General features: G+C 50.0%; 11 protein-coding genes. 3 read left to right on the top strand and 8 right to left on the bottom strand.

Annotated elements, in window-relative coordinates:
* Positions 1-125: 125 nt before the first annotated feature.
* The 5 genes from M3650_RS09190 to ftsE all read right to left on the bottom strand — a co-directional run bounded on the left by M3650_RS09190 (position 126) and on the right by ftsE (position 6,123).
* Positions 126-1,490 carry a PDZ domain-containing protein gene (locus M3650_RS09190; RefSeq protein ID WP_251574024.1) on the bottom strand — a complete coding sequence of 455 codons (1,365 nt, stop codon included), beginning with the start codon at positions 1,488-1,490 and terminating at the stop codon, positions 126-128.
* Between the two features lie 136 nt (positions 1,491-1,626).
* Positions 1,627-3,063, bottom strand: coding sequence for a S41 family peptidase (locus tag M3650_RS09185; RefSeq protein ID WP_251574187.1), 1,437 nt, complete (start codon positions 3,061-3,063; stop codon positions 1,627-1,629).
* Positions 3,064-3,290: 227 nt separating this feature from the next.
* A complete protein-coding gene (locus M3650_RS09180; RefSeq protein WP_251574023.1) occupies positions 3,291-4,517 on the bottom strand; it encodes a murein hydrolase activator EnvC family protein in 1,227 nt (408 codons plus the stop codon).
* 18 nt (positions 4,518-4,535) lie between these two features.
* A complete protein-coding gene (gene ftsX / locus M3650_RS09175) occupies positions 4,536-5,447 on the bottom strand; it encodes a permease-like cell division protein FtsX (protein WP_251574021.1) in 912 nt (303 codons plus the stop codon).
* On the bottom strand, positions 5,437-6,123 hold the full coding sequence (gene ftsE, locus M3650_RS09170) for a cell division ATP-binding protein FtsE (protein WP_251574018.1): 687 nt from the start codon (positions 6,121-6,123) through the stop codon (positions 5,437-5,439). Before ftsE ends, ftsX begins: the two co-directional genes overlap by 11 nt.
* Positions 6,124-6,405: 282 nt before the next feature.
* Here ftsE and M3650_RS09165 point away from each other — a divergent pair, with 282 nt between their 5' ends.
* The 3 genes from M3650_RS09165 (at position 6,406) to M3650_RS09155 (ending at position 9,374) form a co-directional block, all read left to right on the top strand.
* On the top strand, positions 6,406-7,434 hold the full coding sequence (locus tag M3650_RS09165; RefSeq protein ID WP_251574015.1) for an alpha/beta hydrolase: 1,029 nt from the start codon (positions 6,406-6,408) through the stop codon (positions 7,432-7,434).
* Between the two features lie 152 nt (positions 7,435-7,586).
* Complete coding sequence (locus M3650_RS09160; RefSeq protein WP_251574013.1) at positions 7,587-9,014, top strand: VanW family protein; 1,428 nt, start codon at positions 7,587-7,589, stop codon at positions 9,012-9,014.
* An 81-nt stretch (positions 9,015-9,095) separates the two neighbouring features.
* Positions 9,096-9,374 carry a GNAT family N-acetyltransferase gene (locus M3650_RS09155; protein ID WP_251574011.1) on the top strand — a complete coding sequence of 93 codons (279 nt, stop codon included), beginning with the start codon at positions 9,096-9,098 and terminating at the stop codon, positions 9,372-9,374.
* Between the two features lie 471 nt (positions 9,375-9,845).
* Here the strand turns inward: M3650_RS09155 and M3650_RS09150 are convergent, their stop codons facing one another.
* From M3650_RS09150 to M3650_RS09140, 3 genes are all read right to left on the bottom strand, one after another.
* On the bottom strand, positions 9,846-10,340 hold the full coding sequence (locus M3650_RS09150; RefSeq protein WP_251574003.1) for a hypothetical protein: 495 nt from the start codon (positions 10,338-10,340) through the stop codon (positions 9,846-9,848).
* A gap of 208 nt (positions 10,341-10,548) precedes the next feature.
* Positions 10,549-11,955: a glutamine synthetase family protein gene (locus tag M3650_RS09145; RefSeq protein ID WP_251574001.1), complete on the bottom strand. Its 1,407-nt coding sequence runs from the start codon at positions 11,953-11,955 to the stop codon at positions 10,549-10,551.
* Positions 11,955-13,130, bottom strand: coding sequence for a KamA family radical SAM protein (locus tag M3650_RS09140; RefSeq protein ID WP_019424746.1), 1,176 nt, complete (start codon positions 13,128-13,130; stop codon positions 11,955-11,957). The genes M3650_RS09145 and M3650_RS09140 overlap by 1 nt, the downstream gene beginning before the upstream one ends.
* Positions 13,131-13,195 lie beyond the last annotated feature (65 nt).

The following is a 13,195-nucleotide window of genomic DNA, read 5'->3' as shown; positions in this document are numbered from 1 at the left end:
ACAGTTTGTTAACAACTTCTGGACAATTCAGACTGTTTCGCAATTAGTTATCCACAATTCACAGTAATTATCTATTTTTTGATATAAAAAGCTCACATCCTGCGTTGGATGTGAGCTTTTTTCATTTATATGTCCGTCGTTGCAGTCGGCCGGTGAGCTTCTTCATGTTTATCCGCCCTATCGTTCCCTGTGGATATTTCTTGCTCATCTTGCTTCGCTCCGAACCCCTGCTTCAGCTTCGCCCATGGTGCAGCGAGCAGCGCGAAAAAGGAAGGCTGCCTCGTTACTGCGACAAAGCTGACGCTATTGTCCGGTGCCAGCAGCACGCCCAGCTGATGATGCTCTCCCGCATACAGCGCACGCTGCAGGAAGCGGACTTCTCCGTTCGCATCGTACACTTCAAGCTTGCAAAATGCCGCATTTGACCGCAGCGCTTGATGCAGCTGTTCCTTTGTGCGCACGGAAATGCCATTTGCCTTCGCGATGACCTCGCCGATGCGGATGCCGAGCTCCTGTGCTGGGCTGCCCGGCAGTACCGCCAGCACGCGCAGACCGCGCGCATCCTGTGTGAAGACAGGGCTGCGTTCACTTTCCTCGCGGCGGCTGTACCAGATGAGCGCTTCGTGCAGCACGAGCGCGGCGATAGCAGCAACCGGCACGAGCGGCGACCACCATGTCGCTGCCAAGCCGAGCGCGAGCAGCACCGCCGCGTAGGCGAACAGGCGCGAAGCGCTGACCGCCGCCTTCTCTTGCGGCAAGCGTGTGAACGTCAGCTCGGAGAAGCCAATCATGACTGGAAATGCAATAAGCGTCCAGCCCTGCAGCCAGATATCACCGCCGAAGAGCGGCGTCCAAGGCAGCGGCGTTCCCGCTGTCGCTGTCGGAAAGAGCAGCATGAGCGGCACCGGCCAGAGGCTCTGCATCTGATACGCGCCGACAATGCGGCCGCGCTTGCTCTCCATGAACAGCGGCCCGGCCATCCTTGCTGCTTGCTTGCGAATGAGCCAAGCTTCCGCGGCATGCAGCAGCGCAACGAGCACCAGCAGGCCAGCCGCATCCATGTCACGGATCGCTGCGATCATCGTTCCGCCCCATCCGTCCACCGTCCAGTCTGGCGCAAATACGCGCAATCCGAATTGCAGCAAGGCAAGCACGCTGGCAGAATAAGCGAGACATAAGAAACGCACACGCACAAGCATCAGCAGCAAAGCGACAATCCACAGCGCAATAACAACCTCGCGGGTTACGGTAATTCCGAGCCCGATGGCGGCCGCCGATACGATGAGGCCCGCTACGAGACCACCAAGCCACGCATGCCATGTTTGCTCCGCCCAACTATGCATCTTGACGGAGAACAGCCTTCGTTCCAGCGTCACCTGTCTCCGATAGTACAACGCAATGAGGATGATTGCCAACCAATAAAATGGCGACAGCAGCCATTGCAGCAATCCTTCTGCCAAATGAACACCGATTTCCGCTAGGAGGTCCACTTTACCCGCTCCTTTCCATACCCAACCTGTCTTACTCTCATGTATATCAACGTTATGTTTCAGCACTATGCAACAAGGAAATAAAAAAAGGAAGGTACAAGCCGAAGCTTGCGACCTTCCTTATATTCGACAGACTTTACCGAATTTCCTTCTGCAATGTGTCTACCGCTTTATGCAATTGCGCATCGTTCTTCGGATCACGCATTGCCTTCATAATCGCTTGCTCCAGTTGTTCACCTGTCTTAGCGTCCACCGATCCGGTGACCCCCAGCTTGTGATCGCGCTGGAACGCCTTGATCGCCGTTTCCGTCTCCTTCGAGAAGTAGCCGTCCTTGCGTCCAGGCTTATAGCCGAGGCCATCCAGCATAATTTGAACGTTTTTCACGTCCGCATCATTCATGTCGAACTTCAGCGTCGTATCTTTAGTAATCGGAGCCACGTAATAGAAATCTGGCTGCTGCACCGAAATATCCGGTTCGATGCCCTTCTGGTGAATCCAGTTGCCGTTTGGCGTCAGCCATTTGGCAATCGTAATCTTAATCAATCCGCCATCACCGGAATCGTAGCTAGTCTGAACTGTGCCTTTACCGAACGTATGCTCACCGACCAGCTTAGCGCCTGCCGATTCCTTGAGCGCACTGGCCATAATCTCTGAAGCGCTGGCGCTGCCTTTATTCGTTAGCACTGTCACTGGATAAGATTTCACTCCAGCTGCGCCTTGGGAATTGTAACGATCGCGCTCTTTGTTGCGATTTTCAATCTGGACGATCGGTTTGCCCTTCGGTACGAACAACTCTGTCATCTTCTGCACGATATCCAGCACCCCGCCCGGGTTGTTGCGCACATCAATGACGAGTCCCTTCATGCCCTGCTTCTCCAGCTTCTCCAGTTCCTCTTTAAATCGCTCGAATGTGTTCAGAGAGAACTGTCGAATCTCGATATAGCCGATTTTGTCTTCCAGCATCTTCGGATAGACCGTCTCCATATCCACTTCGTCTCGCACGACGACAAGCTCCATCGGCTTGGATTGGCCGGCGCGCTTAATTGTAATCTTCGCCTTCGATCCTTTTGGGCCGCGAATTTTCGCTACGGCCTCGTTCAAGTTCTTGCCTTCCAGACTCTCGCCATTCACCGACAGCAGGACGTCCTTCGGCATAACCCCCGCCTTCTCAGCTGGAGATCCTTTAATCGGCGACACCACCGTCACTTCGCCATTCTCCATCGTAACTTCCGCGCCAATTCCGGTAAAGGCGCCTTCAATACTGTGATTGAACTGCTCCGCTTCCTCTTTCTCCATGAACGTAGAATAAGGATCGCCGAGGGAAGAAATCATGCCATGTACGGCACCGTTAACCAGTTTCTCGCGATCGATCGAAGTAAAGAACTTGTTCTCGATAATTCCCATTGCTGAATTCAGCTTCTGCATTTCTTGCGTCGATAGGCCACTGCCCGTCGCGGCAGCTTGTCCTCCGCTTGCAAATATCGGCAAATCCACAGCGGTCAGCGTTAACGCGCTGCTTACCAGCATCGCCGCTCCCACAAGCAGAGCGACGGTACGCCCTTTGAACGACATATAAATCACCGCCTTCGTCTTGTCCGTATGCATAAGCTCGGGGCCATTCAACCTTCGGTTTATACAACCGGTACCTTATAAAGCATCTTGGTGCAAATGGAATCAGAAAATATTGCTTTCACATCATGCAGGTGCTGATTCATCACGCAGAAACCGTACGCCCTCAGACGAGGACGGCACAGCCGTTTCTACGTGACACTCACTATTATATGTCAAATATTCCGCAATTATTTTAAATAATCCTCTGGGTCAACACGTTCACCGTTCAAGCGAACTTCAAAATGAAGGTGATTGCCAGTGGCGCGCCCAGTCGCTCCGACTTCCGCGATTTTGTCACCACGCTTGACCGTATCGCCCTTCTTAACCTTGATTCCACCGTTCTTGATATGACCGTATAAAGACCAAAGCCCATTCCCATGGTCAATAATAACACAGTTTCCGTAGCCACTCCACCATTCTGCCAGTATGACGGCTCCGTTTTCTGCGGCATAAATCGGCGTTCCACCCGCTACGGCCATGTCGATACCGCTATGGAACGCGCCGCTTTTGCCATTAATCGGATCTGTACGGGAACCAAATTTTGATGAAATGTAATAATCGGCAGCGAGCGGCACCCCGAGCTTACCGCCAGTATACGTATATACTCGCTGCGGACTCTTCTGTGTCGGCTTCGGCCTATTCAAGCTATTCTTCTTCCGGATTAAATCCGCGCGCTTCTGCGCGAATTCCATCAGCAAGCGTTCCTGCTCCTCGCTCGCCTCATCCGATTCATCAATCTGTTCATTGTAGCTCGCAATCATGACTTCTTTTTCTTTTTCCTTCAACATCAGGTCTTTCTTGGCGCTGTCCAGCTTGGCATATAACAGCTTGACCCGCTTCAATTCCGTCTCGATTTCCTGCTTCTTCTGTACGACGAGCTGCTTATCACGCTTATGCTCGGCCAATATTTCCTTATCCTGCGCCGCAATTGATTGCAAAGAATCGATCCGATCGAGGAAATCGGAGAAGCTTGTAGCACTGAACAAAACATCTATGTAGGATACGAATCCGTTCGTATACATAAGCCTCACGCGTGTATCGAGCAGCTTCCCCCGGTCTTCAATACGGTGGTTAACCTCTTGAAGCTCATGCGCCGTAGTTTCCAGGTTCGATTCCGACGTATCGATTTGCGTGGCGACGGAAACCATCTCATTTGCTTTCTTATCGATTTCGCCCAGCAGCACATTCATATCCTTAGTGGTCTTGACGACCATCTTCTGCGCTTCTGCCTTCGTCGATTTTGCTTCCTGCTGCTTCAGCTCCGCTGCGCGCATCTCGCTCTGCAGCTGCTTCAGTTCCTTATTAACCTTATCCAATTCGGACGCTTGTCCAGTGGATGGCGGCACCATCGAAAAAAGAATTGCAAAGCTTGCAAGCAGTGCTATCCATCTTTTTTTTCCGTACTTTGGTTTCAACGCGGCTCCTCCTCGAACTTAGACTTTCAAAAATTTACGGATGGAGATCGTGCTTCCCCACATGCCGATGACAATTCCCAAGCCAAGCAAGGTTCCGCCGATAAGAAGCCATACGTCCTGCAGCGGAACCAGCCTAATCATCAATAAACCGAACTCAAAATGGGTGATCAATTGCTGATATCCGTAGAACAACAGTCCGAGTGTAACAGCCGAACCGAGAATGCCCAAGAGCGCTCCTTCTATAAAAAACGGTCCGCGGATAAACATATTCGTCGCCCCTACCAGCTTCATAATGCTTATCTCGCGCTGCCGCGCCATAATCGTTACTTTAATGGTGTTCGAAATGAGGAACATGGCCGTAACCGCCAAGCCTGCTACGACGATTAACCCGAAGTTGCGTACTGTCTGCGTAACTTTAAAGAGCGATTCTACCGTGCCCTTGCCGTATTGCACTTTCCAGATTGGCTTCGCGCTGTTCGTCTCATTAATGGCATTAATCTTCTTCGCTACCATAGCGATCGCCGTCGGCTCGTACACCTCTACCGTAAATGAATCCGGCAGCGGATTCGTTTCCTTCGTATAGCCGCTCAACAGATCCTTACCATCTTCGCCCAAGCTTTCCTGCAGCAGCTTCATGCCTTCTTCTTTGGGCACGGGAATAACCTTGCTCACTTCGGACATGTTGCCGATGTCCGTCTCCACCAGTTGTCTCTGTTCCTCTGTAGTATCCAGCTTCATAAACACACGAATTTGCACCTGATTGTCTATTTGGTTCGTAATGGTGTTCACATTAATTGATAAGAACATGAACACGCCAAGAATGAACAAAGAGATGACGATAGAAATGACGGAAGCGAATGACATCCAGCCGTTGCGAAAAACACTCTTGCTTCCCTCTCTGAAGTGGCGGGCCAAGTTGTTAAAAATCATAGCCGTATTCCCCCCGCGCTTCATCTCGAACGATATGACCATGCTCAATAGCGATGACGCGTTTGCGCATCGAGTTCACGATATCTTTGTTATGCGTCGCCATGACGATGGTCGTGCCGCGAAAATTGATTTCCTCCAGCAGCTTCATAATTCCCCACGATGTCTCCGGGTCCAAGTTCCCCGTCGGCTCATCCGCTACGATGACAGATGGATTGTTCACGATTGCTCGGGCAATCGCGATCCGCTGTTGTTCCCCGCCCGACAGTTGTGCCGGGAGACTCGTTGCCTTATGCTTCAGACCTACCAGTTCAAGCACTTCCGGCACGCGGCGCTTAATGACCTTCTTCGGCGCCTCGATGACCTCCATTGCAAAAGCAACATTCTCATATGCCGTCAGCTTCGGCAGCAGCCGGAAATCTTGGAACACCACCCCAATATTGCGTCGGACAAACGGAATTTTGCGATGCTTCAGCTTGCCGATATTAAACCCGCTGACGAAAATTTGCCCCTTGGTCGGAACTTCTTCTCTATAGATTATTTTCATAAAGGTCGACTTCCCCGCTCCCGAGGGACCAACCAAATAAACGAATTCATCCTTTTCGATACATATAGATATCCCGCGCAAAGCATGCGAGCCATCCTGATACGTCTTCCATACATCTTGCATTTCTATCAAATTATCACACCCTATGTTTTAAAGATTAGCCTCTATATATTCGACACCCGCTCAACAATTCCTTTAAAAGAAAGCGAATTTCAACATCTTTTTACTCTCTGCACCAAGTTCGACATGGTCATATTACGGAAAATGTCGATCGAACCATAAATGAATCCTTCAGGTTTATTACGATTTTAAATGGTCATTCTAGTTATGTTACATTCTCAATACTTGCGTTAGCGGGATCAACTAACAAGCTAAATAGTAATAGTAACAACTAGAAAGGAAAGGTTGATTCGAATGAAGAAAAAGAAAAGGTTTTATCAGAAAAAACGATGGATGATTCCTATCTCTGTTATCTCTATCCTTGTTATTCCTATATTGCTCATATTCATAATTGGTCAGTTTACGCCTGCGATCAACGCATTACTAATCAAACAACTTTTCGAAGCAAAACCCTTTGCATCGCCTCAAAACATTGAAACCATAATAAAACAAGTTAATGTCGAAAAAGATATTGTTTATGATAAGGACGGAATTGAGAATAGCCTTTTAGATATCTATTATCCGAAGAATGCTGCCACTGATCTCCCTGTTATCATGTGGATACATGGAGGCGGGTTTGTATCAGGCAGTAAAGAACAAACGCAAGAATATGGAATGGCACTAGCCAACGAGGGATTTGTAGTGGCAAATATAAACTATGCCATTGCGCCGGGGCAGAAATATCCAGGTCCAATCATTCAAGCCAATCGAGCGCTGAAATACCTGCAGAACAATATTGCGCGATATGGAGGCGATATGAATCGATTGTTCATTGGAGGCGATTCGGCGGGTGCTCAAATCGCCAGTCAAACCGTTGCGGTTATATCTAATGAAGAACTAGCAAAGTCTATGGATATTCACCCTCATGTCGATAAAAAACAGCTAAAAGGGGTTCTTTTATATTGTGGGGTTTTTAATATGGATAGAATGAGTTATCCTCCGTCATCTTTAGTACTAAAAATTGGGATTCAGACGGTATTTTGGTCATATACAGGAGTAAAGGATTTCGCCTCTTTCTCTAGATTGGATGAGATGTCTACGGTCAAACAGATAACACCTGATTACCCGCCTGTCTTTCTGACAGTTGGTGATGTCGATCCTCTGGCGCCACATTCAGCAGATCTGATAAACGTTCTAACAAAGAATAATGTGGAAGTGGAAAGTGTTCTATTTGACGGGACCAATCCCGAATTAGGACATGAGTATCAATTTGATTTCACCTCCCCGCATGCTGAACAAACGTTAGGGAAAACAATTGAGTTTTTAAAAAAACACAGCAGATAAATATAGTTTATGAAAACAAAATCAAGGATGAAAAAGCCGTCTTGTCCACCCCGGTAAGCATCCCAATCGCTTTCCAAGTAAAGTTTGCCTAACCCCGCGCATATAGTGAAAAAAGATTGATTTTTCACTTTTTTAATGCAGGAGGCATTGCTTTGAAAAAAATACATGCACTGTTTATCATCCTCGCCTCGCTTCTGTTAGCCGTTAGCGCACTGTGGGGATGGGGGCATAGCTACGCCTCACAGGCTACGATACCACCTCAGGTACGTCTTTCATCATGGGATGTCAGTGGACAATCTATTGAAGGATTCCGTCAGGAGCTGAGCGAGCGTATCCAACAGCTGGAGCGTACTCCGTTCATCTTTACATTTGGGAGATCTGGCGTGGACCCAGTCAAAACGACACTATCTAAACTCGGGGTTCAATACGACGCTGGCGAAATCCTGATCGCATTGCAGCGACTGCAGGAAGGCTCTCTCCTAGATCGCATCAAAGCCAGATGGAAATTCCCTAAGGAATGGACGCTTCGCTTTCACTGGAGGGAAAATGTATGGAAGGAACGCTTGACGCCAGGGTGGGAAACGAAGTCGTTCGGGAAACCCGTCAATGCCATGCGGAAAATTGCAGATGGCGATCAGGTTCAGTATACGCCTGAGAAAACGGTATATCGCATTGATCGCATGCAGATGGAGCAGCTTATACGAGCTGCTATCCCACATACTTGGCATGAAGGGCAAACGATTGCGATTGAAGTTCCGCTTGTCATGAGCGAGCCGCCGGTGACGATGGCATCATTAAAGGCAGAAGGCATTGAACGGAAAATCGTCGAGTTCTCGACGAGCTTCGTGCAAGCGGAAGACGGGCGGACGCACAACGTCATGTCAGCGGCGAAGACGATTGACGACATGGTGTTGAAGCCGGGAGACGTGTTCGACTACGACAAAGTTATCGCAGAAACGGAGAAGAAGTACGGCTTCAAGGAAGCTCCCGTCATTTATAACGGCAAGCTCGTTCCGGGAATCGGGGGCGGCATCTGCCAAGTGTCGAGCACGCTATACAACGCAGTGCTGCGCACTGGACTTGAAATTGTCGAACGGCGCAATCATTCCCTGCCGGTATCGTATTTGCCGATTGGACTCGATGCGACCTTCTCGCAAGGATATATTAATTTCAAATTTAAAAATACGACCGGCAAGCATCTGCTCATCCGTACCACTGCTGAAAATAATCGTCTCTCGATTAAATTTTTCGGCACGATGGATTCAAATGTGTCTTACAAAATGGAGACCAAGACGGTGAAGGTGTTGGAGCCTGCGATTAAATATGTGAAAAATGCGGATCTGCCCGTCGGCGGACACGAAACGTTGCAGCGGGGCAAGAAGGGATATGTCGTCGAATCATACCGCATTAAGCTTATGAACGGCAAACAAGTCGAACGCCAGCGTATCGCAGTGGATACGTATAGACCGCAGCCGACGCTCGTTGCCGTCAATACGGGAACTTCGGACCCGCCGGCCAATCCTAAGCAAGAGCAAGGCCCGATTTTGGAAGATGGCGTCAACGGACCTGATTTCCAGTAACCATTAGAATAACCCCCTTGCTTTTTCCGAATCTACTATACAGCATCGCCAGCCATTATCGGCGGGGAGAATTGGCCTATTTTGTCGGAAAGCCATACTGGGCAGGGCTTTGCTACGGAGGCGGCAGGGCGTGTTATGGCATTCGGCTTCGGGTTCTTGGGGCTCCACAAAATGTGGGCAGCGGCAATGACCAGCAATCCGGCCTCGGCCAAAGTGATCGAAAAGCTCGGCATGAAACAGGAGGGAATGTTCCGCGAGCACGTCCTGAAATGGGATCGCTTCGAGGATTTAGTGTATTACGACATGCTTAAATCGGAGTACGAAGCGTTGCTTTCCCCTCACTACGAGCATTCTATATAAGTTGAATGATTAAACTTCCCTCTCTGCGAAAGTGTTTTGCTGCTTCGCATGTTGATGTTATATCCGTTTCTTGTTTTTCGCGGCCACAGCAGCCCCAATGGAAAATATACAGCAGACAGCCGGGATGGAGCGGCTAAACGTTATGTAGACTGTATTTGATCCAATGGGTTTGGCTACTTTTCAACGAAAACTGCGAAATAAGTGAAAAATGATGGAATCGCATTGGATGCTTTCCAATGAAGCTTAACGTAAAGAGGGTTACGTGCTCTTTTCATTGCACAAAATCCAATGGATGAGATAAAGGGATGCGGTTTCAGCCCTGCTTTTTCTCTTAGAAAAGGAGAAGAGCGAACCGGATGAGTATCACTAACACGATTTTTCCGCGCAGCACAAAAAGCCCTGCGGCATTACGGCCATGACCAGCCAGTAATCCGAAGGGCTTTTCGCTGCCGACGTTGAACCAATCGGCATTTATTCGTCGTGCTTTGCAGAATTTCTGGTGACTTCCACTTCTACCGTAAAGAGCTGGGCATCATCTTCGATGTAGGCTGCAATTTTCCGAAGAAGATTGGCGGCGTCGGAACCATTCAACGAGAGGTTATACTTGAAGCTGACGGTATCGGCACTGGCGTTCACCTGTGCTTGCGGACCGGATTCCACAGTCTTCTCGTTCCGATGCATGTCCATAAATCTCTCTTGTCGGTACATGTTCATTGCTCGCTCTTGCTGATACTTTTCCATGGTTCGCTCTGGCGTTGGCAGTTCGGCCTTATGCAGCTCTCTTTTGCCGCACAGCTCTTCATAGATGTCTTGTTTTTTTAGCCACGCATAGTAGGAAGATGAATTGTTGAATCCGAAATTGTGCGCCATCTCGACAATGCGATAATGAAGGCGCAATGCTTTAATCGTCTCGATTCGCTGCTCCTTGGACAGCAGTTCGAAATCTTGACGAGACGGAAATTCCATTGGATCACCCGCCCCTATCTCCTAGTATATTCGACAACGCCGCTGAAGCTGTATGCACACGGCTTTACAGATATATTACATCCTGCAGCGCAAACTGAAAAGCACATAATTTCACCGCATTTTTTTCAGTTGGTCAGATGCGAGTAAAAACAAGAGAATGGCTGAAACGCCATCCTCTTGTGGGTCACGCCCTACGCCGTCCTTGTGCTCAGAAGCTGCGGAAATACGTCGTCATCTCCCAATCGTGCACTTCCGCCGCATAACTGTCGTACTCCCGGTATTTTTCCGAGACATACTCTTGCATCGCTTCCTTGCCCATCACATCCCGGACAAGCGCATCTTGCTCCATATGCTGCAGCGCTTCGTACAGATCGCGTGGATATGCAGCCCAATTGGAACGGTCTTGCTCTGCCAGCGCGTGAAGGTCGCCCTTCGCTTCCTCCGGCGGAGCTTCCCGATTCCGAATGCCTTCCAAGCCTGACTTCAGCATGATGGCGAACAGGAGATACGGATTGGCCGTTGGATCCGGCGGACGATATTCCACCCGCGTCCCGGCACCGCGTGCCGCTGGAATGCGGATTAGAGCGGTGCGATTGCTGCCCGACCATGTGATGTGCGTCGGCGCTTCATATCCCGGTAGCAGCCGCTTGTAAGAATTGACGATCGGATTCGAAATTGCAGCCATCCCCTTCGCATGGTTCAGCAGGCCGGCGACAAAATGCAAAGCCGTATCGCTAAGTTCAGTCCGCGACTCCGGGTCATGGAACGCGTTGCCGCCCCCCTTCTGCTGCAACGATTGATTGCAATGCAGCGCGTTGCCATTATGACCGCTCATCGGCTTCGGCATAAAGGTCGCATGCAGCCCATTGCGTATCGCCACTTGCTTCGTCAGCTGCTTGAACGTCTGCCAACGGTCAGCAATCATGAGCGCTTCGCCAAAGCGGAAGTTAATCTCGTGCTGACCGGGAGCCACTTCGTGATGCGAGGCTTCCAATTGAAAGCCCTGCTTCCTCATCTCTTGCAGCAGTTCCAGCTTCGCTTCTTCTCCGCGATCCAGGGGAAAAGGGTCGAAATAACCTCCCTGGTCATGCGTCTCCGGCATCGGTACACCTTGTTCATCCAGCGGATAGAGGAAAAATTCGCCCTCTACGCCGATATGATAAGAATAGCCCATCTGATTCGCTTCACTTATCACTTCACGGAGCATGCTGCGTGTACACCCCGGCGCACGATCTCCGTCTACGGTCCGTACGTCGCAATATACCGACGCAATGCGTGTGGCCTTCACGTGCCACGTCTCCACATGGAATGAAGTTGGATCCGGATGCAAGGCGAGATCAGAGCGATCTACGCCGCCGTACCCTTTGACCGATGAACCGTCAAACAACACTTTTCCCTCCAAAGCCGCTTTTGCCTCGTCACGATGCACGATGAGCTGCTTCATGGCACCGAACATGTCGGTAAATTGCAGACGAAGGTATTCTACAGCGTTGCGCTGCATTTCTTGAAAGACCCCGTCTGCATTAATAATGGGGGGCGCCTCTTCTTCCGAGCCTTGCTCCGGGGAGGCGTTAGGTGCTGCCGCTTGGCTTACCGGCGGTACAGAACGTTGCATTACGCATCCCTCCTCGTTCGCCGCTGTGGCATATCAGGAAGCGCGTTCACTGAAACGATGTCCTCCGATTTTTTTTGCGGTGGCGTCCAATACTGCTCATTGCCCGGCATATCGTCGAACCAGGCGGCATCAGCGGGACAGTCGAGCACCATGAACTTGCCGTAATTCCCATCACGGGATTGGTGATACTTCAGATACGCTTTCCCATCCTCTATCGCCAAGATTTCAATCTTGCCCGACGTGTGGCTCATGGATAACCGCACTCTTTTACCTAGTCCAGACGTCTTGGACTTCGCTTCCTCCACGAGACGGTATACGTCTTGAAGAGGCAACACGAACTCGCTGTTTCCCGCCACCGGACGGTTAATAAAGAAATAATAGGGGGTCACGCCAGCCCAGGACAGCTTATCGAGCAGTTCGCCGAGCACGTCGGCATTGTCGTTAATTCCGCGCAACACCGGCGTCTGGTTGACGACGATCGCGCCCGCTTGATGGAGCGCCTCGAAGCCACGCTTGGCTTCCGGAGTAATCTCTCTGGGATGATTGATATGCGCCATAACATAAATGCGGTTATCAGGGGTAGAGAATTCTCGAATCGTTTCTAGCAATTGCTCGTCTTCATAGATGCGCATCGGATTAAATACAGGCAGCTTGGAGCCTAGGCGAATAACCTTCACATGTGGAATGGCACGTAAGCGTTCAAAAATCATGCGCAGCTTGGGGGTGGCAAGAATTAAGCTGTCTCCACCGGTTAACAGGACATTGTTGATTTCGGGGTGTTCGGCAATGTAAGCTAGGCCCGGATTCACATCGGACATCGCTTCTTTGACATCGTTGCGGAATAAACGTTTGCGGAAGCAGTATCGGCAGTAGGCGCCGCATACTTCTGACACGATAAGCAGTGCGGTCGTGCCATACTTGTGCTGGCAGCCGGGAACGACGTAGTTCGTGTCCTCGTCTGAGGCATCCCAGCGACCGTACTCTTGAAGCTCGCCCGTATTCGGTATAACCAGCTTCCGTATCGGGTCATCGGGGTCGTTCCAATCAATTAAGTTCAAATAATAGTCGTTAACGCGGAATACAAATTTCTCTGTGATCTCCTTAAGCCGTTTCCTTTCCGTCTCGGGCAACTGAGTAATCTTGTCGATGTCGGTGACGTACTTCGGTTGAGGCATGGACATCCCTCCTTATGAAATTGAGTAAAGCGCAAGCGCTTTTGTCAATTATACACAAGTTTACA

The organism is Paenibacillus sp. MER TA 81-3 (assembly GCF_023713585.1).
In the GTDB taxonomy this organism is placed as follows: domain Bacteria; phylum Bacillota; class Bacilli; order Paenibacillales; family Paenibacillaceae; genus Paenibacillus_B; species Paenibacillus_B profundus.
The sequence above is the reverse complement of the archived record's forward strand: the minus strand, read 5'-3'. Positions and strand labels throughout refer to the sequence as shown.